Origin of the sequence: Curtobacterium sp. SP.BCp, from assembly GCF_051903255.1 — a bacterium.
Lineage (GTDB): Bacteria > Actinomycetota > Actinomycetes > Actinomycetales > Microbacteriaceae > Curtobacterium.
Genome location: NZ_CP194338.1, coordinates 803971 through 826079, shown reverse-complemented (window position 1 = coordinate 826079; position 22109 = coordinate 803971). Strand labels below are relative to the sequence as shown.

The window sequence follows — 22109 nt, the reverse complement described above, 5'->3', positions numbered from 1 at the left end:
GGCCGTTCTCCACGGATGCACAGCGTCCAGCGAGCGCGTGGGCGGGACGACCTACGATCTGCGGTGTGTGGAAGACGTGGGCAGCAGTCGTCGGGGTGATCGCCGCCGTCGTGTTCCTCGCCGCGGCCGAGCTCGTGGCGGTGTTCCTCGGCGGCGCGGGCAGCCCGCTCGTCGGGGTGGGCGGAGCCGTGATCGACCTCGCGCCGCGGGGCGCGAAGGACCTGATGGTCACCCTCTTCGGCACCGGGGACAAGGTCGCGCTCTTCGTGCTGATGTTCGTCCTCGTCGTTGCGATCAGCGCCGGAGCCGGTGTGCTCGAACGTCGACGTCCCCCGGGCGGTGCGGTGGTGTTCGCGATCGGCGGTGTCCTGTCGCTCCTCGCCGTCACGACCCGGTCCGGGAGCGGCTCGCTCGACGGGGCCCCCACCGTGGTCGGCGTGGCCGCGGCGATCATCGTGCTCCGGGTGCTGCTCGCCCGGCTCCGCCGGTGGGAGGCGACCGCGGGCGTCCCGACCGCACAGGCACCCGCAGCGGTCACCGCGGAGCCGGCCGGTCGTGCCGCGGAGCCCGACGGGCGCGATGCAGGACCCGAGGGGCGCGTCGCGGGACCCGAGCGTCGAGCGTTCCTGGTCTGGGGCGTCGCGACCGCGGCGCTCGCGGTCGTGGTGGGCGGTGCCTCCCGGCTGGGGACGGCGACCATGCAGGCAGCGGTCGCCGCGCGCCGGGCGATCCGCCTGCCGAGTCCCGCGACACCGGCCCCGGCCGTGCCGGCCGGAGCGTCCATCGACGTCGAGGGCATCACGCCCGTCATCACCCCGAACGACGCGTTCTACCGGATCGACACCGCGCTGAGCGTGCCCCAGGTCGACCCGGCGACGTGGAAGCTCCGGATCCACGGCGCGGTCGACCGCGAGGTCGAGGTCACCTGGGACGAACTGCTCGCGCTCCCGCTCGAAGAGCACGTCGCGACCGTGAGCTGCGTGTCGAACGAGGTCGGCGGCGACCTCATCGGGACCGCGCGGTGGCTCGGGTACCCGATCCGCGAGCTGCTCGCGAAGGCGGGGCCGCACGAGTCCGCGGACATGGTGCTCTCCACGAGCACCGACGGTTTCACCGCGGGGACCCCGCTCGACGTCCTCCAGGACCGCGGGACGGCGGCGCTCCTGGCTGTCGGGATGAACGGTGAGCCGCTGCCGCCCGAGCACGGCTTCCCGGTGCGCATGGTCGTGCCCGGGCTGTTCGGGTACGTCTCCGCGACCAAGTGGGTGACCGACCTCGAGGTCACCCGGTTCGCCGACGCGCAGGGCTACTGGACCCCTCGGGGCTGGTCGGAGCGGGGGCCGGTCAAGCTCGAGTCGCGGATCGACGTTCCTCGCGGCGGCGGCACCGTGCGGTCCGGCTCGACGATCGCGGTGGCAGGGGTCGCCTGGCACCCGCACACCGGGGTGAAGCGCGTGCAGGTCCGGGTGGACGACGGCGCGTGGCAGGACGCGACGCTCGCCGACTCGATCTCGGCGGACACGTGGCGCCAGTGGGTCTGGAGGTGGACGCCGACGAAGGGCACGCACCGCCTGCAGGTCCGCGCGACGAGTGCGGACGGCGAGGTGCAGACGAGCGTCGAGCGGCCGCCGGCACCGAACGGGGCGACGGGGTGGCACGAGGTGACGGTCACAGCGTCCTGAGCGCGGGCGGTCGCAGCCGCCTCAGTCCTGCCGCAGCGTCGCGACCACACACGTCCCGTCGACCGTGTCGTCGTGGACGACCTCGGCCGCGAACCCGTTGGCGTCGAACGTCCGCGCAGACGCGGATGCCTGCGACTCCGACACCTCGATGACGACGGCACCGCCCGGTCGGAGCCACGCTCCCGCACCCGCGGCGATCCGTCGGTGGAGATCGAGCCCGTCCGGACCGCCGTCGAGGGCCACCCGGTGCTCGTGGTCGCGAGCCTCGGTCGGCATCGTCGCGACGGCGTCGGTCGGCACGTACGGCGCATTGACGGCGATGACGTCGACGGTTCCGCGGAGACGCTCGGGCAGGGCGTCGAACAGGTCCCCCGCGACGACGATGCCGCGATCGCCGATGTTCTCCGCCGCCACGTCGACCGCGTCCGGGTCGATGTCGGACGCCACGAGGTCGAGCGCACCGACCCGCCCGAGCAGTGCGACGGCGATCGCACCCGCCCCGCAGCAGAGGTCGACGACGCGGTCGTACCGGTGCAGTCGTCGAGCCGCCTCGGCCACGACGACGGCGGTCCGGGCACGGGGCACGAACACGCCGCTCGTCACGCGCACACGGTGCCCGTCGAACGCCGCCCACCCGAGGACGTACTCGAGCGGTTCGCCGCCGAGCCGCCGCTGCACGAGACCGCGGAGCCGGACGGGGTCACCGTCCCCGGCGGCGAGGAGCAGATCTGCTTCGTCCTCCGCGTAGACGCTGCCGCCGCCGCGGAGGCGGGCAGCGAGGGCGTCCCGGGCTGCCGAACTCACCGGAGTGCGGTGCAGGTCAGGCCGCGCCGTCGAACATCGACGTCACGGAGCCGTCGTCGAAGACCTCGTGGATGGCGCGGGCGATGAGCGGGGCGATCGGCAGGACCTCGAGGCGGTCCCAGCGCTTCTCCTCCGGCAGCGGGAGCGTGTCGGTGACGACGACCCGGTCGATGAACTCGCTCTGCAGGAGTTCGGTGGCCGGGTCGGAGAACACGGCGTGCGTCGCGGCGACGACGACACCGGTGGCACCGTTCGCCTTGAGCGCCTCGGCGGCCTTGGCGATCGTGCGGCCCGTGTCGATGAGGTCGTCGACGAGCAGGCAGACGCGCCCCTTCACGTCGCCGACGATCTCGTGCACGGACACCTGGTTCGGCACCAGCGGGTCGCGACGCTTGTGGATGATCGCCAGCGGTGCGCCGAGCTTCTCCGACCAGATGTCGGCCACCCGCACGCGGCCCATGTCCGGCGACACGACGGTGAGCGTCGACGGGTCGAGGATCTCCTGGAAGCGCTCGAGCAGCACGGGCATCGCGAAGAGGTGGTCGACCGGGCCGTCGAAGAAGCCCTGGATCTGCGCGGCGTGCAGGTCGACGCTCATGATCCGGTGCGCGCCCGCGGCCTTGAAGAGGTCCGCGACGAGTCGGGCCGAGATCGGCTCGCGACCACGGCCCTTCTTGTCCTGACGGGCGTACGGGTAGAACGGCGCGACGACGGTGATGCGCTTCGCGGAGGCACGCTTCAGGGCGTCGACGATGATGAGCTGCTCCATGAGCCACTCGTTGATCGGCGCCGTGTGCGACTGGATCACGAACGCGTCGCAGCCGCGCACCGACTCGTCGAACCGCGCGTAGAGCTCACCGTTCGCGAACGTGCGAGCGTCGGTCGGGACGAGGTCGACACCGAGCTCCTCCGCGATCTCCGCCGACAGCGTGGGGTGTGCCCGGCCCGAGACGAGGACGAGTCGCTTCTGACCAGTGGCTTTGATTCCGGACAAGTGCCGTGCTCACTCCCTGACCCCGAGGGGCCGTGTCGATCGACCCGGAGGCCGTCAGATCTGTTCGCCGCGCGCGCGCCGAGCCGCCTCGGCCGCCGGCGTTCCGGGTCGGTGTTCCTCGACCCAGCCGTCGGTGTTGCGCTGTGGGGCGTAGCTGATCGCCAGCGACCCGGCAGGGACGTCCTTGCGGACGGTGGTCCCGGCGCCGGTGTACGCTCCGTCACCAATCCTAACCGGGGCGACGAACACGTTGTGCGACCCGGTGCGGACGTTCGACCCGACCTCGGTCCGGTGCTTCGCGACGCCGTCGTAGTTCGCGGTGATCGTGTTCGCGCCGATGTTCGAGTCCTCGCCCACCTCGGCGTCGCCGATGTACGACAGGTGCGGGACCTTGCTGCCCCGGCCGATGACCGCGTTCTTCGTCTCGACGAAGGTGCCGATCTTGCCCTGGTCGCCGAGGATCGTCCCCGGACGCAGGTACGCGAACGGTCCGACGGAGGCTCCCGCACCGATCACGGCGAGGGTCGCGTCGACCCGGTTCACGGTCGCGCCCGCGCCGACCTCGGTGTCACGGAGCGTGGTGTCCGGTCCGACGACGGCTCCGGACGCGACGGCGGTGGCCCCCACGAGCTGCGTGCCCGGCAGGACCTCGGCGTCCGGCTCGATCGTGACGTCGAGGTCGATCCACGTCGTCGCCGGGTCCTGCACGGTGACACCGGCGACCTGGTGACGACGGACGATCCGGGCGTTCAGCTCGCGGGCGGCGTCGGACAGCTGCGCGCGGTCGTTGATGCCGGCGACGAGCCACGGGTCGGTGAGCGTGACGACGTCGATGCGCCCGCCCCGCTCGCCGATGAGCGCGGGCGCGTCGGTGATGTACTTCTCGCCCTGCGCGTTCGCCGTGGTGAGCGCGGGCAGGACCGCGCGGAGGTGGGTGACGTCGAACGCGTAGATGCCCGCGTTCGCCTCGGTGATCGTCAGCTGCTCGGCCGTCGCGTCCTTGTGCTCGACGACCCCGACGAACGCGCCGTCGGCGTCGCGGACGATGCGGCCGAGTCCGGTGGGGTCCGGGGCGATCGCGCTCACGAAGGTGGCGCCGTTGCCGCCGCCGACGTGGGCGTCGACGAGGGACCGGAGGGACACGGCGTCGAGCAGCGGCACGTCGCCCGAGAGCACCACGACGGCACCGTCGAAGTCGTCGGGGAGCGCCTGCACCGCGACCTCCACGGCGCGGCCGGTGCCGGGGACGTCGTCCTGGTCGACCACGAGGGCGCCCGGCGCACGCTCGACGACCTCGGCGGCGACGCGGTCCCGCTCGTGACGGACCACGACGGCGACGTGCTCGGGCTCGAGCGACGACGCGGTGCGGAGCACGTGCGCGATGAGCGGCAGTCCGGCGAGGCGGTGCAGCACCTTCGGCGTGGCGGACTTCATGCGGGTGCCCTGGCCTGCGGCGAGGACGACGACGGCGATGCGCTGGTCGGTCATGCCCCCATCCTGGCGCACGTCGGCTCGGCGGGTGGCCCGGACCGCTGTGTCGAGCGAACCGTGCGCGGTGCCGCACCACGCGATCAACGGCCGGCGGTACCGCACCACGCGATCAACGGCCGGCGGTACCGCACCACGCGATCAGCGGCCGGCGGGCTCCGCACGCACGAACGCCATGCACACGAGCCCCGCGACGAGCACCACCACGATGCCGAGGATCCCGTACCGCGTCGATCCCCCGATCGTCACCGCGAGCGCGAACAGCGTCGGGGCGAGGAACGTCGCCGCGCGCCCGGTGGTGGCGTACAGCCCGAAGAGCTCGCCCTCGCGGCCCGGGGTCGCGAGCCGCGCGAGGTAGGCCCTGGAGGACGCCTGCACCGGCCCGACGAAGAGCGCCAGGGTGAGGCCGAGCACCCAGAACAGCGCGGACGAGGTGCCGGCGGCGAGCACCCCGAGCCCGCAGAGCGCGAGGCCGACGAGCGAGACCATGATGAGCGCCCGGGAGCCGAACCGGTCGTCGAGCCGACCGGAGGCGTACGTCGCGACCCCCGCGACGACGTTGGCGGCGATCGCGAACAGGATCACCCGCGACGGCGTGAAACCGAACACCTGCGCGGCGATGATCCCGCCGAAGGTGAACACCGCGCCGACGCCGTCCCGGAACACGGCGCTCGCGACGAGGAACCCGAGGACGTTGCGGCGCTCCCGCCACAGCCGCGCGACGTCGCGTGCGAGGTCCCGGTACGCGGCGAAGACGTTGCCGCCGCGGGACCGGTCGGCGGCGGCCTCGGGCACGACGAGGAAGAGCGGTACCGAGCTCACGGCGAGCCACACGGCGGCGATGCCGATCGCGACGCGGACGTCCCACTGCCCGGTGGCTACGGTGGCCGGCAGCTGCAGGAGCCCCGCGACGTCGCCGCGTCCGAAGTCCTGGATGCAGAGGACGAGCAGGACGACGAGGAGCACGATGCCACCGAAGTAGCCCGCGGCCCAGCCGATCGCCGACACCCGACCCGTGCGGTCCGCGGGTGCGACCTGTCCGAGCATCGCGTTGTAACCGACGCTGGCGATCTCGTACGCGACGGTGCCGATGCCGAGCAGTGCAGCGCCGAGGTACAGGTACGGCTGGCTCGGGGCGACGAACACCATGCCGCCGATGGACAGCGCGATCCCGATCGTCGCGATGAGGACGGACCGTCGACGGTGTCCGGTGCTGTCCGCGAGCCGGCCGACCGCGGGCGCGACGAGGGCGACGACGAGCCCGGCGATCGCGAGCGTCGTCGAGACCACGGCCGCGTTGTGCGCGAGCTCGCGCTCCACGGCTGCCTTCCCGGCAGCCGAGGTGTCGGCCACCAGCGCCGGGTCGACGAACGCCCGGCTCGCGAGGTACGTGCTGAAGACGAAGGTGGTCACGACCGCGTTGAACGCCGCGGACCCCCAGTCCCAGAGCGCCCACGAGACGAGCGCGCGGCGATCGGTGCGCTGCGGTGGCACGGCGGTGGGCGACACGGTCATGGCCGAACCGTAGCGCGTCCCGGTGTCGCGCGGGTGGTCCCCGACGAGGGGGCACCGCCGGTCGCCCGGCTGGTGCGGAGGGACGGCCTGGAGGCGCGTGGCGGCGCCGCCACGCGCCTCCAGGCCGTCACCGGGTCGCGCCGGGCGCGGGGCGCGACGCCGACCGCCGGCCCGCCGGACGCACGCGCGGTCCGCGCGACCCCGTCTCAGCCGACGGAGAGCGACCCGCCGGACTCCCGCACGCGGCCGTCCTTCGGCACGTACACCCGGAGCCCGTCGAGCGACGTCGTCGTGAAGGCCGAGCGGTCCTCGCGGAGGAGCCGCGTCACGGCGCCGGGCGCGGGCAACCGCTGGTCGTTGCCGACCACGATCGCGACGTACGGCCCGCGGTCGAGGCGGTTCGAGCCGAGGTCCCCGACGTACGGGCGGAAGAGCGTCGGCGTCGCGGCGACGAAGAGGATCGGCCCGTCCGGCACGCCCTCGCGGTCGAGGTACCCGGGCAGCAGGGCGATCCCGGTCGGGTGCGCACGGACCACCGCCTGGCTGAGCCGGACCGACGGCACCACGAGGGCGACGACGAGCACGAGGACCACGGGCACCGTCAGCCACCGCGGCGGGACGGTTGCGAGGCGCGCGAGACCGATCGCGGCGAGCACCAGGAGGAAGGGCATCCAGGCCGTGTAGTACGTGGGGAGTGCGATCTTCGCGACGACGACGTAGAACCCGGCGATGAGCAGGAACGCGACGCCGATGTACGCCACGAGTCGATCGAACCGGACGATCAAGGCGGCGAGGACCCCGACGACGATCACGAGCAGCAGGACCTTCCCGGTGCCGTTCGCCATGAACTGCAGGCTCGCCCACCACGGCGCGAAGGTGTAGATCTTCCCGTCGATGGTGATGGGGTGCCCGTTGGTGTTCTGGCCCTCCTGGAAGGTCACCATGTAGGTGATCGCGGACCGGATGCCCATCGGCACGTAGAGCGCCACGAACGTGATCGCGAACGCCGCGGCCCAGAGCGCCCCGCCGACGAGTCCCTTCCGGACGGCACGGAACAGGAACGGCAGCAGCAGGAACGCGGGCAGCAGGACCACCGTCGACACCTTCGACGTGACCGAGACGGCCATGAGCACGCCGGACACCGGCGCCGCCCACCAGGCCCGCTCGCTGCGGATCCACCACCAGGCGGCGACGATCGCGAACACCGCGAACGCCGTCATCACCGGGTCGAGGAGCGCCAGCCGGTCGACGCGGGGCCCGGCGCCGCCGCGCGGGGTGAGCCACCACAGTGCCGCCGCGAGCAGGCCGCCCCACCAACCGACCTCACGGCGGAGCCAGACGAACAGCACGACGCCGACCGCGAGGGTCAGCAGGCCGACGAGGACCCGCGGTCCGGTCGGCCCCTGCCCGGCGACGAACTGCGCCAGCCCGAAGAGGTACTTGGCGGTCGGCGGGTGCTCGCGGTTGCCGGTGAAGTCACCGTGCACGTACTGCCAGCCGGCGCGGACGTAGATGTCCTCGTCGCCCGTGACGTTCGGGCCGCCGAGGTTCCACAGGCACTGGAAGAGCGCCCACAGGCCGACGACGACGAGGGCGCCGATGCGGACGCGGACGTCGTCGGCGAGGGCGAGGACTCGGGACGGCACCAGACGAACCTAGCCGAGCGCGGTGTTCAGGCGGGGACGCCGCCCGGGTGCACGACCGACTTGAGCGACGCCGGGTCGGTGTCGCTCTCCAGCGCCTCGCGGACGTCGTCGAGGCCGTAACGCCCGGTGACGAGCGCATCGAGGTCGACCTGCCCGGTCGCCACCAGCCCGATCGCGACCGGCCACGTGTTCGTGTACCGGAAGATCCCCGTCACGGTGACCTCGAGGTTCTGGATGTGCTCGACGGGCAGCGTCATCTCGGAGTTGCCCAGCCCGACGAGGACCGCGGCACCGGCTGGTCCGACCGCCTTGATGCCGTCGGAGACCGCGCGCGGGGCACCGCTCGCGTCGATGAAGGCGTCGACGGGCACGATGTCGGCCGTGACGTCGACCGCGGTCGGGTCGAGGACCTCCGTCGCGCCGAACGACAGCGCGCGCTCCCGACGCTCCGCGACGAGGTCGCTCACGACGATCCGTGTCGCTCCGAAGGCCCGGGCGACCTGGGCGCAGATCACACCGATCGGACCGGCACCGGCGATCAGCACCGACGACCCGGGGACGATGCCGGCCTTGCGGGCCGCCGCGATCCCGACCGACAGGGGCTCCAGGAGCGCACCGGCCTCGAACGAGACCGCGTCGGGCAGGGTGTGCGCGAACACCGACTCGATCGTGACGTACTCGGTGAAGGCGCCGTCGACCGGCGGCGTCGCGTAGAACCGCATGTGCGGGCAGAGGTTGTACCGGCCGGCGAGGCACTGCGCGCACCGGTGGCACGGCCGCTGCGGTTCGACCGCGACGCGCTCGCCGACGCGGGAGGCGTCGACGCCCTCGCCCACGGCGACGATCGTGCCGGACAGCTCGTGACCGAGGACGAGGGGCTCCTCGACCACGAAGTCGCCGATGCGTCCGTGTCGGTAGTAGTGGACGTCCGAGCCGCAGACGCCGACCGCCGCGACACGGACGAGCACGTCGCCGGGCTCTGGTGTCGGGACGGGGCGCTCCTCGACGGTGAGGTCCTGGGTGCCGAGGAGCACGCTCGTGCGCTGGTGCTCCGGGAGCTGCGTGGTCATGCGGGTCTCGCTTCCTCGACCGCGGCGACGCGGTCGGTCCGGGGGTCGTGCGTGCTGGGGGTGGGGCTGGTTCCCGGGACGGCGGCCGTGCCGGTCCGCGCCACCGCGGCCGGGTCGCGCAGGAGGTCCCGGAAGCCGACCTCGGCCGCGCCGCGGGTCAGGACGTCGTCACCGAGGGCCGCGGGGACGATGCGGAGCCGATCGGCGGTGCCGGGCATCGACTGCGCCCGGACGGCGTCGAGGATCCGGTCGCCGACGTGCGCGAGGAGCACTCCGAGGAACCCGCCGAGCACGACGACCTCGGGGTTGACGGTGTGGATCGCGTTGCGCAGGGCGGTCGCGAGCGCGGACACCTGGCGGTCGACGACGGCCTCGAGCTCCGGTCGGCCCTCGGCGAGCGCCGCGGCGAGGCCACGGAGGTCGTCCGGTGCCGTGCCGGCCGCGGTCGTGAGGGCCTCGCGGGAGGCCTCGGTCTCGAGGCACCCGACCGCGCCGCAGTGGCAGCGGATGCCGTTGGCCGCGACGAAGGTGTGGCCGAGCTCGCCGGCGTACCCGTCGGCGCCGCTCAGGGGTCGGGCGGCGGCGATGACGCCGCCACCGATGCCGCTCGCGCCACCGTTGAGGTACACGAGGTCGTCGACGCCGCGACCGCTCCCGGCGAGTCGTTCCGCCCACGCGCCCAGGTTGGCGTCGTTCGCGACGGCCACCGGGAGGCCGGTGCGGGTGGCCAGGGGTCCGGCGACGGGTTCGTCGCGCCAGCCGAGGTGCGGAGCGTACTGGACGGTGCCGTCCTCGACCCGGACGGTGCCCGGGACGGCGACACCGATGCCGACGACGCGGACCGTGGGCACGCGGGCGCCCGCTCCGGCCGCGCGCCCGCCCGCTCCGGCCGTCAGTTCCTCGAGCAGCGCCGCGATCGTGTCGACGGCCTCCGCCCCGGTCGGCGGGCGGTCCTGCGGGGCGGTGCGGTGGTGGCGGACGGAGCCGTCGAGGCCGACGAGTGCGACCGTGACGGCGTCGATCTCCACCACGGCCGCCGCGGCCACGACGTCCGCCGAGGCCCGCACGACCGGACTCGGTCGACCGACCCCGGTGCCGCGGAGACCGGCGGGCGGGGCCTCCTCGTGCACGAGGCCGAGATCGACGAGCTCGCCGACGAGCGCGAGGGTCGTCGAGCGGTTCAGCCCCGTGCGCCGGGTGAGTTCGGCGCGGCTGATCGGGCCCTCCTCGTGCACGAGTCGGAGGACGCGCGCGGCGTTGCCGGGCGCGGTCTGCGGTGCCATCGGTCCTCCTTCGTGGTGGTGGGTGGTGAGCGGTACCGAGTCTCGGCTCAGCGGACGGTTTCGCGGCACCGAGACCGCGAAACTGTCCGCCCGGCCGAGTCTCGGGCTGGGCGGCGCCGGCGCGGCGCGGCCGCGGCGGGCCGCGGCGCGACGCGCGCGCCGCTCAGCGCGAGCGCGAGAACGCGGCGTCGAACGCGGCGTCCGGCGGGGCGATCGTCCCGAGCTGCCGCACGAACGCGAGCGCCTCGGGGCCGCCGACGAGCCGGTCCATGCCGGCGTCCTCCCACTCGACGCTGGTCGGCCCGTCGTACCCGATGTGGTTCAGCACGCGGAACACTCGCTCCCACGGCACGTCCCCGTGGCCGGCGGTGACGAAGTCCCAGCCGCGCCGGGGGTCGCCCCACGGCAGGTGCGACGACAGGCGTCCGTTGCGCCCGTCGAGCTGCTTCACCGACTCCTTGCAGTGCACGTGGTACACCCGGTCGGCGAAGTCGAGCAGGAACGCGGCGGGGTCGAGGTCCTGCCACACGAAGTGCGACGGGTCGAAGTTGAACCCGAACGCCGGCCGGTCCGCGAAGACGTCGAGGGTCCGACGAGCCGTCCAGTAGTCGTAGGCGATCTCGGACGGGTGCACCTCGAGGGCGAACCGCACGCCGACCTCCTCGAACACGTCGAGGATCGGCGACCAGCGGTCGTGGAAGTCCTGGTAGCCGGCGTCGATCATGCCCGGCGGCACGGGCGGGAACCCGGCGACGGTCTTCCAGATCGACGAGCCCGAGAACCCGGTGACCGTGCGGACACCGAGGGCAGCGGCGGCACGGGCCGTCCACTGCAGCTCCTCGGCGGCCCGCTGCCGGACACCCTCGGGGTCGCCGTCGCCCCACACGTGCTCCGGCACGATGTCCTGGTGCCGCTGGTCGATCGGGTCGTCGCAGACGGCCTGCCCGACCAGGTGGTTCGCGATCGTCCAGACCTGGAGGCCGTTGCGCTCCAGAATCGCCTTGCGGTCCGCCACGTAGTCCGGGTCCGTCGCTGCGCGCCGGACGTCGAGGTGGTCACCCCAGCAGGCGATCTCCAGTCCGTCGTAGCCCCACTCGCCGGCGAGGCGCGCCACCTCCTCGAAGGGCAGGTCGGCCCACTGGCCGGTGAACAGGGTGACCGGCCTGGAGGCGCGGGTCGTCCCCGTCTCGTCGGTTCCGTCCGTCGTCGTCATCGTCGTCGTCCTTCCTCGCCTGTCGAGCGGGTCACCAGGACCCTGGGGTGGCGCCCGCGGGCACCGTGTCGGGGCGGTCGACGTGCGAGCGCACCTCGACCACGGTGTGCTCGCGGGCGGCGGTCGCGACGGCCTCCATCACCTCGAGCACGTGGAACGCGAGGTCGCCGCTCGCCCGGTGCGGCCGGTCGGTCGCGGTCGCGTGCGCCATGTCGGCGAGCCCGTAGCCCCGCCCGGCGTCCGCGTAGCCGGCGGTCACGGGCAGCTCGCGCCACTCGCGGTCCTCGGCGGTCGCGATGGACACCGGGTCGGAGAACCGGTTCGGGTCCGGCACGCCGAGGGTGCCGGACGTGCCGTACACCTCGAACAGCGGGGCCCTCGTGGCCCAGACCTCGAACGACACCGTGACCGTGGAGACGACCCCGTCCGCGTGTTCCAGGACCGCGACGACGTGCGTGTCGATGTCGACCCGGAGCGGGGTGCCCGCAGCGGGTCCGGTCGCGATCGTGCGCTCGCGGTCCGACCGTGTGGAGGCGCCGCTCACGCGGACCACCGGGCCGAAGAACTGCACGAGACTCGTGAGGTAGTACGGCCCCATGTCGAGCAGCGGGCCGCCGCCGGGCTGGTAGTAGAACGCGGGCGCCGGGTGCCAGAGCTCGTGTCCGGGGGCGGACCACGACACCGCGGCGCCGACCGGCGTGCCGATCAGCCCGTCGTCGAGCGCCGCGCGGGCGGTCTGGATCCCGGTGCCGAGCACGGTGTCCGGTGCGCTGCCGACCCGCAGGCCTGCGCGTCGGGCGAGGTCGAGCACGGGCTGCGCCTCGGCGGTGGACATCGCGAGCGGCTTCTCGCCGTACACGTGCTTGCCGGACTCCAGCGCCCGCGTGGCGACCTCGGCGTGCGCGGCGGGGATCGTCAGGTTGAGCACGACGTCGACGTCGTCCGCGGCGAGGAGGTCGTCGACCGAGGACCCCCGGACGCCCTGGGCCTCGCCGACCGACTGCGCCCGAGCGACGTCGATGTCCGCGACGGCGGTGAGCTCGAGCCCGGGCAGCGCCGGGAAGTGCTCGAAGTACTGCTGGCTGATGACGCCGACGCCGACGACCCCCACCCGCAACGGTCGGTCGTTCACCGGGCTGCCCACAGGAGTCCCCTCTCGATGATGGTGCGGAGCGGCTGCGACTCGACGACCTCGAGCCGGTGCCCGGGAGCCGAGACGAACACGCGCCCCTGCCCCCACTGCCGGGTCCAGATCGCGGGCGCGGTGACCGGGCGGTTCCAGGCGTCGAAGTCCCGGGCCTCCTGCGTGGTCGTCGCCAGCACGTCGTTGTACTCGTCGGAGAGCACCCAGTACTGCTCGGTCACGAGGTCGAAGTCCTCGATGCCCTGCGTGATCGGGTGCTCGTGCCCCGCCTCGGTGATGTGCACCGTGTAGGGGATGTAGTTGTCGGACTGCTCGCCGGTGCGCTCCGCCGGTGGCTTCGCCGCGTGGTGCGCGAACTGCCCGCCGACCATGTGCAGGTAGTCGGCGGTGTTCCGGAACGCGTCCGCGATCCCGCCGTGCCACCCCGCGAGGCCCGCACCGCCGAGGACCGCCTGCTGGAGTCCGGCGAACTCGTCGTCGGCGATGGTCGACATCGTCACGACCTGCACGACGAGGTCGACGGAGCCCATCACGGACTCGTCGGCGTACACCGCGGTGCCGTCCTCGACACGGACGTCGAAGCCGTTGTCCCGGAGGAACGGGACGAACAGGTCGGTGGTCTCGACCGGCATGTGGCCCTCCCACCCGCCGCGGACGACGAGGGCCTTCCTGGTGTCCGCCATTCAGATCACCGTCCAGGCGCTGCCGTCGGCCGCGCTGCGCTCGACCGCATCGAGGACCCGCTGCACGTGCAGCCCTTCCTCGAACGACGGGGACGGGTCCTCGCCCGCCACGATCGCCTGCACGAAGTCCTTCACCTCGTGGCTGAAGGTGTGCTCGTACCCGATGAGGTGCCCGGTCGGCCACCACGCCGCCATGTAGGGGTGCTCGGGCTCGGTCACGATGATCCGTTGGAAGCCCTGCTCGCCCGCCGGGGCGGTGGCGTCGTAGAAGCGCAGCTCGTTCATCGACTCGAGGTCGAACTGGATCGCGCCGGCCGACCCGCTGATCTCCAGCGTGAGGCCGTTCTTCCGGCCGGTCGCGTACCGCGTGGCCTCGAACGTGCCGATCGCACCGTCGGCAGCGCCGCCCGCGAGCCGTGCGGTGAAGAACGCGGCGTCATCGACCGTCACCTGGCCACGCTCCTCGGAGGCGGTGCCGGACAGCCCGACGCCCTCCGCCATGAGCGGCCGCTCGGTCACGAAGGTCTCGAGCGTGCCCGAGACCGTGGCGAGCGACGCCCCCGTGACGTGCTCCACGAGGTCGATCGCGTGCGCGCCGATGTCGCCGAGCGAGCCGGAGCCCGCGAGCGACTTGTCGAGTCGCCAGGTCATCGGGCCGTCGGGATCTGCCAACCAGTCCTGCAGGTAGAGCGCGCGGACCTGTCGGACGGTGCCGAGCCTCCCGGCCTCCACCAGCCGCTTCGCGAACGCGATCGCGGGCACCCGACGGTAGCTGAAGCCGACCATCGAGCGGACGCCCGACGCCCGCGCAGCGGCGGCGGCCGCGGTCATCGCCTCGGCCTCGGCGACCGAGTTCGCGAGGGGCTTCTCGCAGAGCACGTGCTTGCCGGCCTCGAGCGCGGCGACGGCCACCTCGACGTGCGACGAGCCGGGCGAGCAGATGTCCACCACGTCGATGTCCGGGTCCGTGACGGCAGCGCGCCAGTCGGTCGACGCGGACTGCCAACCGTACTGCCGTCGGGCCGCCTCGGTCCGCTCCGGGTCACGGCCGACGATCACCGCCATCTCCGGTTCGACCCCGAGGTCGAAGAACCTGGGGGCGGTCCGCCACCCCTGCGAGTGGGCGGCTCCCATGAAGCCGTGGCCCACCATCGCCACACGCAGTCGATCCTGCGCCTGTCGGTCCGATGCCATTCGTTCGCTCCTTTGCGATCACGCTTGCCAGAGTCAACACTACCGCTTATGTTGGGCGCGGCAACATTTTGTTTCGACGACGAACGGTGATCCACCATGGCAACGACGCCCACCCGTGACGACAAGTTCTCCTTCGGTCTCTGGACCATCGGCTACAACGGCTCCGACCCGTTCGGCGGCCCGACCCGTCCCGCGCTCGACGTGGTCGAGGCGGTCGAGAAGCTCGACGAGATCGGCGCCTACGGCCTGACCTTCCACGACGACGACCTGTTCGCGTTCGGGTCGACCGACGCCGAGCGTCAGGCGCAGATCGACCGACTCAAGGGCGCCCTCGAGTCGACCGGGATCATCGTGCCGATGGTCACGACGAACCTGTTCTCGGCCCCGGTGTTCAAGGACGGCGGCTTCACCTCGAACGACCGTCAGGTCCGACGGTTCGCGCTCCGCAAGGTGCTCCGCAACATCGACCTCGCCGCCGAGCTCGGCGCGAAGACGTTCGTCATGTGGGGCGGCCGCGAGGGCTCCGAGTACGACTCCGCGAAGGACGTCCAGGCGGCGCTCGAGCGCTACCGCGAGGCCGTCAACCTCCTCGCCCAGTACGTCACCGACAAGGGCTACGACATCCGCTTCGCGATCGAGCCGAAGCCGAACGAGCCCCGCGGCGACATCCTGCTGCCGACCCTCGGCCACGCGATCGCCTTCACCGAGACGCTCGAGCGTCCCGAGCTCTTCGGCATCAACCCCGAGGTCGGCCACGAGCAGATGGCCGGGCTGAACTTCACGGCCGGCATCGCCCAGGCGCTCTACCAGGGCAAGCTCTTCCACATCGACCTCAACGGGCAGCGCGGCATCAAGTACGACCAGGACCTCGTGTTCGGCCACGGCGACCTGCAGAACGCGTTCTCGCTCGTCGACCTGCTCGAGCACGGCGCACCGCAGGGCGGCCAGGCCTACGACGGTCCCCGCCACTTCGACTACAAGCCGTCGCGCACCGAGGACATCACGGGCGTCTGGGACTCGGCGAAGGCGAACATGCGCATGTACCTCCTCCTCAAGGAGCGTGCGCAGGCGTTCCGCGCCGACCCCGAGGTCCAGGAGGCCCTGTCCGCCGCGAAGGTCGACGAGCTGAGCACCCCGACGCTGAACAGCGGCGAGTCGTACGACGACTTCCTCGCCGACCGCTCCGCCTTCGAGGACTTCGACGCCGACGCCTACTTCGGCGGCAAGGGCTTCGGCTTCGTGCGCCTCCAGCAGCTCGCGATCGAGCACCTCATGGGCGCTCGGTGACCCTCGTCGCCGGGGTCGACTCATCGACCCAGTCCTGCAAGGTCACGATCCGCGACGCCGACACCGGCGCGGTCGTCCGGGAGGGCCGAGCGGCCCACCCGGACGGCACGTCCGTCGACCCCCGCCACTGGTGGGACGCGCTCGGCGCCGCGATCGCGGACGCCGGCGGGTTCGACGACGTCGCGTCCGTCGCGGTCGCGGGGCAGCAGCACGGCATGGTGGCGCTCGACGCGGACGGTCGCGTGGTGCGCGACGCGCTCCTCTGGAACGACGTGCGCAGTGCGGACGCGGCCGCGCAGATGGTCGGCGAACTCGGCCGGGAGGCATGGGTCGCCCGCTCGGGGCTGGTCCCGGTGGCCTCGTTCACCGGCACGAAGCTGCGGTGGCTCCGCGAGGCGGAGCCGGAGAACGCGGCGCGCGTCGCGGCCGTCGCACTCCCCCACGACTGGCTGTCGTGGCGGCTGCGCGGGTACGGACCGGCGGACGAGAGCCCGCTCGGCCCCGACCTCGACGCGCTCGCGACCGACGGCTCGGACGCCAGCGGCACGGCCTACTGGGACCCGGTGCGCCGCGAGTACGACGGGGAGCTGTTCGAGGCCGCGCTCGGCCGTGGTCTGCGGGTCGCCGCTGGTGCCGGCGGCGCTGCGGAGGCCGTCGTGGTGCCGCGGGTGGTCGCGCCGGACGAGGCGATGGGCGCGCTCGACGGCGACGTCGAGCTGCCGGGCGGCTCGGTCGCACGGGCGGGGCTGGTCGTCGGCGCGGGACTCGGCGACAACGCCGGGGCAGCGCTCGGCCTCGGGCTGGGCCCTGGTGACGTCGCGGTGTCCCTCGGCACGAGCGGCACCGTCTTCGGCGTGACCGACACCGAGGTGACGGACCCGAGCGGGACCGTGGCGGGCTTCGCCGACGGGACCGGGTCGCGCCTCCCGATCGTCACGACGCTCAACGCGGCCCGCGTGCTCGAGGTGGTCGGCGGTCTCCTCGGCGTCGACCACGACGCCCTCGGCGAGCTGGCGCTGCAGGCGCCCGCCGGTGCCGACGGACTCGTCCTGGTGCCGTACTTCGTCGGCGAGCGCACCCCGAACCGACCGGACGCGACCGCGTCCCTGCTCGGCATGACCCCGGCGACCACGGACCGGGCGCACCTCGCCCGCGCCGCGGTCGAGGGGATGCTCTGCGCCCTCGCCGACGGTCTGGCCGCCGTCGAGGGCACCGGGGTCGAGGTGTCCCGTCTGCTCCTCATCGGCGGTGCCGCACGGAACGAGGCCGTCCGCGTCGTCGCGGCGCAGGTGTTCGGCCGCGACGTCGAACTGCCGGAGCCGGGCGAGTACGTCGCCGCCGGTGCTGCCCGGCAGGCGGCGTGGGTGCTCACGGGCTCCCTGCCGTCGTGGAGCATCGCGACGACGACGATCGCGGCGGACCCGCACCCCGAGGTCCTCGAGCGGTACCGCTCGGCGGCTGCCTGACGGTCCTGCACCGACCGCCCCGCCCCGGTCCGCCGGGGCGGGGCGGTGGTCGTCCCCTGGTCAGCCGACGGTGACGAACAGGTACACGGCGAGCGCGACCGAGCAACCCGCGATCGCGATGCGCAGCACCCCGTGCGGCACGCGCCCCGCGACCGTCGGTCCGATCAGGCCGCCGACGACCGCGCCCGCCCCGAGTGCCAGCGCCGCGGGCCACACGACGTGCCCGGACACGGCGAACACCACGGCGGGGACGAGGTCGGCCGCCACCAGGAGGACGTTCTTCGCCGCGTTCGCCCGGGGCAGGCTCGGCTCGCCCGTGAGGAGCAGCACGGCGATCATCAGCACGCCCGCACCGGCTCCGAAGTACCCGTTGTAGAGGCCGACCCCGGCGATGCTCGGCACGGCGGCTCCGGTCCCGGTCGGGGCTGCTGCTCCGGTCGGCGCGCGGCGGCGGCGTCGGTCGAGGACGGGCTGGAGCAGGAGCAGGGCGCCGCCCGCGAGCACCAGGAACGGGACGATCCGGTCGAAGAGGTGCGCCGGGGTGACGACGAGCAGCACGGCGCCGGCCGTCGAGGCGCCGACGGTCAGGGGAAGCCAGCGCCGGATCGTGGTGGGGTGGTCGCGGAGCTGTTCCCGCGCGCGGAACGCAGAACTCGCGCCGCTGCCGAGCAGGGCCACGGAGTTCGTGACGTTCGCGGCGAACGGCGGGAGTCCGACCGCCAGGAGCGCCGGGTACGCCACGAGCGACGTGATGCCGCCGGCCGTGCCGATGATGCCGGCCACGACGCCGGCGACGACGAGGACCGAGACCGTCAGCACGCTCCATGCTGACACGTCGGCGAGCAAGCGGTCAGGCGGACTGCTCGGTCCCGTAGACGGCCATGAGCATCGCGGCTCCGAGTCGTGCGGTGCGGGCCGCCTGCGGGGACCGCTGCACGGCCGAGTCGACCCGTGCACCCTCGACCAGCAGCACGATCGTCTGCGCGACGTGCGCGGGGAGCCCGGCGCGGGAGCACACCTGCGTCAGGTGCTGCTCGACCTGGACGACGTGCGCACGCGCGAGTTCGGCGATCTCGGGGTCCTGCCGGCCGAGCTCGGCGTGCAGGTTGATGAACGCGCACCCGTGCCAGTCCTCCGCGGCGAAGCAGCGTTCGAGGTGGTCGAACACCGCGAGGACCTCGTCGCGTGGGTCCTCCGACTCGTCGGCGATCCGGTCCAGTGCGGTGGTCCAGGTCGCGTGCCACCGCTGGAGCACGGCCACGACGAGGTCGTGCTGCGTCGGGAAGGCATCGGTCACGGCCGCAGCGTCGATGCCGGCTCGTCGAGCGACGTCCCCCGTCGACACGGACGCGATGCCGTGCTCGGCGTACAGGGCATCGGCGGCGTCGACGACGGCGCGTTGCGCGTCGGTCGCGCTCCGCGCGGGGGTCAGGGTCGGGGAGGTCATCATTCCTTCGGGTCAGCCGGCGAAGAAGTCGGCGTACGACGGTTCCTGCACGGGACCGTCGTGGCCGTTCACCCGTGCCACCACCATGGCACGCAACACCGCGGGGTGCGTCAGACCCCGACGGTGCCACTCGCGCGGATCGCGGCGGAGTTCCTCGAGCGACGGTGCGGGCATGCGGTTCACGCTCCCAGTCCGAGGACGACGGCGGCCGACGCCGCGACCGACACCGACACGATCCCCGTGCAGACCGCGACCACGGCGAGCACGCGCTGTCGGCGCGCTGCACGGACCTCGCTGAACGGGCTCCGGTGGTGACGTCCGGAGAAGGACACGGACTGGTGTGCGCTCTTCGGTCCGACCAGCAGGTCGGTGTCGGCGATCGTGGTCACGACGGGTTCCTCGGGTCTTCCTCGGTGGTCGGCCCCGGCTGTTCCGTGGGCTCTCTCGACCATGACGGTACGAACGCATCGATCGTCACGCACGCGGTCCGGACGACGTCGTCGAAAGGTGGATGTCCGGGCGGGCTGCGGTGCCGTTCCCTGGACATCCAGCGTCGCAGGTCCGCCTCGGGTGCCGGTCGACCGGTGCACACTCGAGGCATGGGCGTCGACACGGCTGCGAGCATCTGGATCGTCACCGGCTCGCCGGGTTCGGGGAAGTCGACCGTCAGCCGGGGACTCGCCGGCGCACTGCACCACGCTGCACGCGTCGCGGCGGACGACCTGCAGGCGATGCTGGTGTCCGGTGCGGTCTGGGCGCTGGGCGAACCGGCCGACGAGGCCGCTCGTCAGGTGGACCTCTGCCACCGCAACGTCGGCGCACTGAGCGCGAACTTCGCTCGGGCCGGGTTCTCGACGGTGATCGACTGCGTCGTGCCGGACGCCGACCACCTTGACCGGCTGCTGGGACACCTGCCCGCGGTACCGGTGTCGTTGGTGGTGCTCGACCCCGGTGGAGCGGTCTGTCGCGCGAGGAACGCCCAGCGGCCTGCGGCGGACCGTTTCGACTTCGACGACCACGAGGGGCTTCGGCGCTCGATGCGCTCCGGGTTCGGTGACCGCGGTTGGTGGATCGACACCGCGGAGCAGTCCGTCGAGCGGACGGTGCACGACGTCGTCGAGGGGGCCGTCGCGGGCCGCCGTGGACGACTCGATCCGGCCGGCGACGTCGGTGCCGAGCCGTATCCTTGCCCGGACCCCGGTGCTGCCCGGACGGAGCGCCGGTCGAGGGAGGAACGACCATGAGCATGGAAGGCGCCGCCTGGAGCTCGCTGTACAAGATCTCCACCGCGAAGGACGGGAAGCACGGGCTCTCCCGCGCCTCACTGCGGCGGATCATGACGTTCGCGGTGCCGTACCGGTGGAAGCTCGTCGTCTTCATCGCCCTGTCGGTCGTGGGGGCGTTCCTCGCGGTCGCGACACCGGTGCTCGCCGGGCAGGTGGTCGACGTCATCGCAGCTCGCGGCGAGGTCGGCACGATCGTCCGGCTCGCCGTCGTGATCGCCCTCGTCGCCGTCGCCGACGCCGGTGCCTCGCTCCTGACCCGCTGGTACTCGGCACGGATCGGTGAGGGCGTGATCCTCGACCTCCGCACGGCCGTGTTCGACCACGTCCAGAAGATGCCGATCGCGTTCTTCACCCGCACCCGGACCGGTGCGCTCGTCAGCCGCCTCAACAACGACGTCATCGGCGCCCAGCAGGCCTTCAGCGGCACGCTGTCCGGCGTCGTCACGAACCTCGTGGCGCTCGTGCTGACGCTGATCGTGATGCTCAGCACCTCGTGGCTCGTCACGGTCATCGCGGTGGTCATGCTGCCGCTGTTCCTCGTCCCGGCGCGGCGCATGGGCACCCGCCTGGCCGCGCTCCGCCGCGAGGCCGCCGACCACAACTCGGCGATGAGCACCCAGATGACGGAGCGCTTCTCGGCGCCGGGCGCCACGCTCGTGAAGCTGTTCGGGCGTCCGGACGAGGAGTCCGAGGAGTTCCGGGTCCGTGCCGCACGCGTCCGCGACATCGGGGTCCGCACCGCGATGCTGCAGTTCGTGTTCGTCACGGCGCTGACGCTCGTCGCCGCGCTCGCGCTCGCGCTCGTGTACGGCCTCGGCGGGGCACTGGCGCTCGGCGGGCAGCTCAACACGGGTGACGTCGTGACGCTGGCACTCCTCCTCACCCGTCTCTACGTGCCGCTGACGAGTCTCGCGAACGCCCGGGTCGAGATCATGAGCGCAGTGGTGAGCTTCGAGCGTGTGTTCGAGGTGCTCGACATCGTGCCGCTCATCCAGGAGAAGCCCGATGCGGTCGCCGTGCCGGACGGACCGGTCGCGGTGGAGTTCGACGACGTGCGGTTCGCCTACCCGTCGGCGGACAAGGTCTCCCTCGCCTCGCTGGAGGAGGTCTCGACGCTCGACACGCGCGGCGGCGACGAGGTGCTGCACGGCGTCTCCTTCCGGATCGAGCCGGGGCAGACCGTCGCGCTCGTCGGCACGTCGGGTGCCGGGAAGTCCACGATCGCGCAGTTGCTGTCGCGCCTCTACGACGTCGACTCCGGCGCGGTCCGTCTGGCGGGTGCGGACGTCCGCGACGTGTCGTTCGCGTCCCTGCGGTCCACCATGGGCATGGTCACGCAGGACGGTCACCTGTTCCACGAGACGATCGGGTCGAACCTCCGCCTCGCACGACCGGACGCGACCGACGACGAGGTCTGGGACGCCGTCCGTCGTGCCCGCCTCGAGCCGCTCGTCCGGTCGCTGCCGGACCAGCTCGACACCATGGTCGGTGAGCGCGGGTACCGGCTCTCCGGCGGCGAGCGCCAGCGGATGACCATCGCCCGGCTCCTGCTCGCGCAACCCCGGGTCGTGATCCTCGACGAGGCCACCGCCGCTCTCGACTCGACGTCCGAGGCGGCGGTGCAAGCAGCGCTCGGCGAAGCACTCGAGGCCCGGACGGCGCTCGTCATCGCGCACCGGCTCTCCACCATCCGGAGCGCCGACCAGATCCTCGTCGTCGAGGACGGCACGATCGTCGAACGGGGGACGCACGAGGAGCTCCTCGCCGTCGGCGGCCGCTACGAGGAACTGCACCGCACCCAGTTCGCGGTGCAGAAGGACGTGGCGCCCGACGAGCAGGCGTTCAGCGGGAGCGGGGCCACGCAGCGGCCGTGACCGCCGACCGGGAGGCCCGTGACCGCTCAGCCG

At 72.8% G+C, this 22109-nt stretch carries 20 protein-coding genes; 5 read left to right on the top strand and 15 right to left on the bottom strand.

Going from position 1 to position 22109, the window contains the following annotated elements; all coding sequences use genetic code 11:
* Window positions 1-65 precede the first annotated feature (65 nt).
* Window positions 66-1682, top strand: coding sequence for a molybdopterin-dependent oxidoreductase (locus ACRQ4C_RS04205; RefSeq protein ID WP_439690241.1), 1617 nt, complete (start codon window positions 66-68; stop codon window positions 1680-1682).
* Between the two features lie 21 nt (window positions 1683-1703).
* Here the strand turns inward: ACRQ4C_RS04205 and ACRQ4C_RS04200 are convergent, their stop codons facing one another.
* From ACRQ4C_RS04200 to ACRQ4C_RS04150, 11 genes are all read right to left on the bottom strand, one after another.
* On the bottom strand, window positions 1704-2486 hold the full coding sequence (locus tag ACRQ4C_RS04200) for a putative protein N(5)-glutamine methyltransferase (RefSeq protein ID WP_290132627.1): 783 nt from the start codon (window positions 2484-2486) through the stop codon (window positions 1704-1706).
* Window positions 2487-2502: 16 nt separating this feature from the next.
* Window positions 2503-3480 carry a ribose-phosphate diphosphokinase gene (locus ACRQ4C_RS04195; RefSeq protein ID WP_290132628.1) on the bottom strand — a complete coding sequence of 326 codons (978 nt, stop codon included), beginning with the start codon at window positions 3478-3480 and terminating at the stop codon, window positions 2503-2505.
* Window positions 3481-3534: 54 nt separating this feature from the next.
* Window positions 3535-4968, bottom strand: coding sequence for a bifunctional UDP-N-acetylglucosamine diphosphorylase/glucosamine-1-phosphate N-acetyltransferase GlmU (glmU, locus tag ACRQ4C_RS04190; RefSeq protein WP_290132629.1), 1434 nt, complete (start codon window positions 4966-4968; stop codon window positions 3535-3537).
* A 141-nt stretch (window positions 4969-5109) separates the two neighbouring features.
* Window positions 5110-6483 (bottom strand): MFS transporter, encoded by a 1374-nt coding sequence (locus tag ACRQ4C_RS04185; protein WP_439690240.1) that lies wholly within the window; start codon window positions 6481-6483, stop codon window positions 5110-5112.
* A 206-nt stretch (window positions 6484-6689) separates the two neighbouring features.
* Window positions 6690-8129 carry a glycosyltransferase family 39 protein gene (locus ACRQ4C_RS04180; protein WP_290132631.1) on the bottom strand — a complete coding sequence of 480 codons (1440 nt, stop codon included), beginning with the start codon at window positions 8127-8129 and terminating at the stop codon, window positions 6690-6692.
* Window positions 8130-8155: 26 nt separating this feature from the next.
* Entirely contained in the window at window positions 8156-9199 is a 1044-nt protein-coding gene (locus ACRQ4C_RS04175) for an NAD(P)-dependent alcohol dehydrogenase (RefSeq protein ID WP_439690239.1), read from the bottom strand.
* Complete coding sequence (locus ACRQ4C_RS04170; RefSeq protein ID WP_439690238.1) at window positions 9196-10482, bottom strand: ROK family transcriptional regulator; 1287 nt, start codon at window positions 10480-10482, stop codon at window positions 9196-9198. Before ACRQ4C_RS04170 ends, ACRQ4C_RS04175 begins: the two co-directional genes overlap by 4 nt.
* Window positions 10483-10645: 163 nt before the next feature.
* Window positions 10646-11695, bottom strand: coding sequence for a sugar phosphate isomerase/epimerase family protein (locus tag ACRQ4C_RS04165; RefSeq protein WP_439690237.1), 1050 nt, complete (start codon window positions 11693-11695; stop codon window positions 10646-10648).
* Window positions 11696-11726: 31 nt separating this feature from the next.
* Complete coding sequence (locus ACRQ4C_RS04160; protein ID WP_439690236.1) at window positions 11727-12839, bottom strand: Gfo/Idh/MocA family protein; 1113 nt, start codon at window positions 12837-12839, stop codon at window positions 11727-11729.
* A complete protein-coding gene (locus ACRQ4C_RS04155; RefSeq protein WP_439690235.1) occupies window positions 12824-13522 on the bottom strand; it encodes a ThuA domain-containing protein in 699 nt (232 codons plus the stop codon). Before ACRQ4C_RS04155 ends, ACRQ4C_RS04160 begins: the two co-directional genes overlap by 16 nt.
* On the bottom strand, window positions 13523-14716 hold the full coding sequence (locus tag ACRQ4C_RS04150; RefSeq protein WP_439690234.1) for a Gfo/Idh/MocA family protein: 1194 nt from the start codon (window positions 14714-14716) through the stop codon (window positions 13523-13525). It lies immediately after the preceding gene.
* Between the two features lie 96 nt (window positions 14717-14812).
* On the opposite strand from ACRQ4C_RS04150, the gene xylA reads away from it, so the two are divergent.
* Together xylA and ACRQ4C_RS04140 are read left to right on the top strand one after the other, a co-directional pair.
* Window positions 14813-16003 (top strand): xylose isomerase, encoded by a 1191-nt coding sequence (xylA, locus tag ACRQ4C_RS04145; RefSeq protein ID WP_439690233.1) that lies wholly within the window; start codon window positions 14813-14815, stop codon window positions 16001-16003.
* Entirely contained in the window at window positions 16000-17469 is a 1470-nt protein-coding gene (locus ACRQ4C_RS04140) for an FGGY family carbohydrate kinase (RefSeq protein ID WP_439690232.1), read from the top strand. The genes xylA and ACRQ4C_RS04140 overlap by 4 nt, the downstream gene beginning before the upstream one ends.
* 60 nt (window positions 17470-17529) lie before the next feature.
* Here ACRQ4C_RS04140 and ACRQ4C_RS04135 read toward each other — a convergent pair whose 3' ends face one another.
* The 4 genes from ACRQ4C_RS04135 to ACRQ4C_RS04120 are packed head-to-tail and all read right to left on the bottom strand — an operon-like array spanning window position 17530 to window position 19305.
* Window positions 17530-18303 carry a sulfite exporter TauE/SafE family protein gene (locus ACRQ4C_RS04135; protein WP_439690231.1) on the bottom strand — a complete coding sequence of 258 codons (774 nt, stop codon included), beginning with the start codon at window positions 18301-18303 and terminating at the stop codon, window positions 17530-17532.
* 16 nt (window positions 18304-18319) lie between these two features.
* Window positions 18320-18916: a TetR/AcrR family transcriptional regulator gene (locus tag ACRQ4C_RS04130; protein WP_290132641.1), complete on the bottom strand. Its 597-nt coding sequence runs from the start codon at window positions 18914-18916 to the stop codon at window positions 18320-18322.
* A gap of 12 nt (window positions 18917-18928) precedes the next feature.
* Window positions 18929-19090, bottom strand: coding sequence for a hypothetical protein (locus ACRQ4C_RS04125; protein WP_290132642.1), 162 nt, complete (start codon window positions 19088-19090; stop codon window positions 18929-18931).
* 5 nt (window positions 19091-19095) lie between these two features.
* Window positions 19096-19305, bottom strand: coding sequence for a hypothetical protein (locus tag ACRQ4C_RS04120; protein WP_290132643.1), 210 nt, complete (start codon window positions 19303-19305; stop codon window positions 19096-19098).
* A gap of 210 nt (window positions 19306-19515) precedes the next feature.
* Between ACRQ4C_RS04120 and ACRQ4C_RS04115 the strand changes: the two genes are divergently transcribed.
* Together ACRQ4C_RS04115 and ACRQ4C_RS04110 are read left to right on the top strand one after the other, a co-directional pair.
* Window positions 19516-20160 carry an AAA family ATPase gene (locus ACRQ4C_RS04115; protein ID WP_439690230.1) on the top strand — a complete coding sequence of 215 codons (645 nt, stop codon included), beginning with the start codon at window positions 19516-19518 and terminating at the stop codon, window positions 20158-20160.
* Window positions 20157-22076, top strand: a complete 1920-nt coding sequence (locus tag ACRQ4C_RS04110; RefSeq protein ID WP_290132645.1) for an ABC transporter ATP-binding protein — start codon at window positions 20157-20159, stop codon at window positions 22074-22076. The genes ACRQ4C_RS04115 and ACRQ4C_RS04110 overlap by 4 nt, the downstream gene beginning before the upstream one ends.
* Window positions 22077-22109 lie beyond the last annotated feature (33 nt).

Excerpts from the sequence above, each read along its gene's own strand:
- glmU (WP_290132629.1), bottom strand. The coding sequence starts at position 4,968 with ATGACCGACCAGCGCATCGCCGTCGTCGTCCTCGCCGCAGGCCAGGGC.
- ACRQ4C_RS04185 (WP_439690240.1), bottom strand. The coding sequence starts at position 6,483 with ATGACCGTGTCGCCCACCGCCGTGCCACCGCAGCGCACCGATCGCCGC.
- ACRQ4C_RS04175 (WP_439690239.1), bottom strand. The coding sequence starts at position 9,199 with ATGACCACGCAGCTCCCGGAGCACCAGCGCACGAGCGTGCTCCTCGGC.
- ACRQ4C_RS04170 (WP_439690238.1), bottom strand. The coding sequence starts at position 10,482 with ATGGCACCGCAGACCGCGCCCGGCAACGCCGCGCGCGTCCTCCGACTC.
- ACRQ4C_RS04165 (WP_439690237.1), bottom strand. The coding sequence starts at position 11,695 with ATGACGACGACGGACGGAACCGACGAGACGGGGACGACCCGCGCCTCC.
- ACRQ4C_RS04155 (WP_439690235.1), bottom strand. The coding sequence starts at position 13,522 with ATGGCGGACACCAGGAAGGCCCTCGTCGTCCGCGGCGGGTGGGAGGGC.
- ACRQ4C_RS04150 (WP_439690234.1), bottom strand. The coding sequence starts at position 14,716 with ATGGCATCGGACCGACAGGCGCAGGATCGACTGCGTGTGGCGATGGTG.
- xylA (WP_439690233.1), top strand. The coding sequence starts at position 14,813 with ATGGCAACGACGCCCACCCGTGACGACAAGTTCTCCTTCGGTCTCTGG.
- ACRQ4C_RS04130 (WP_290132641.1), bottom strand. The coding sequence starts at position 18,916 with ATGACCTCCCCGACCCTGACCCCCGCGCGGAGCGCGACCGACGCGCAA.
- ACRQ4C_RS04125 (WP_290132642.1), bottom strand. The coding sequence starts at position 19,090 with ATGCCCGCACCGTCGCTCGAGGAACTCCGCCGCGATCCGCGCGAGTGG.
- ACRQ4C_RS04115 (WP_439690230.1), top strand. The coding sequence starts at position 19,516 with ATGGGCGTCGACACGGCTGCGAGCATCTGGATCGTCACCGGCTCGCCG.
- ACRQ4C_RS04110 (WP_290132645.1), top strand. The coding sequence starts at position 20,157 with ATGAGCATGGAAGGCGCCGCCTGGAGCTCGCTGTACAAGATCTCCACC.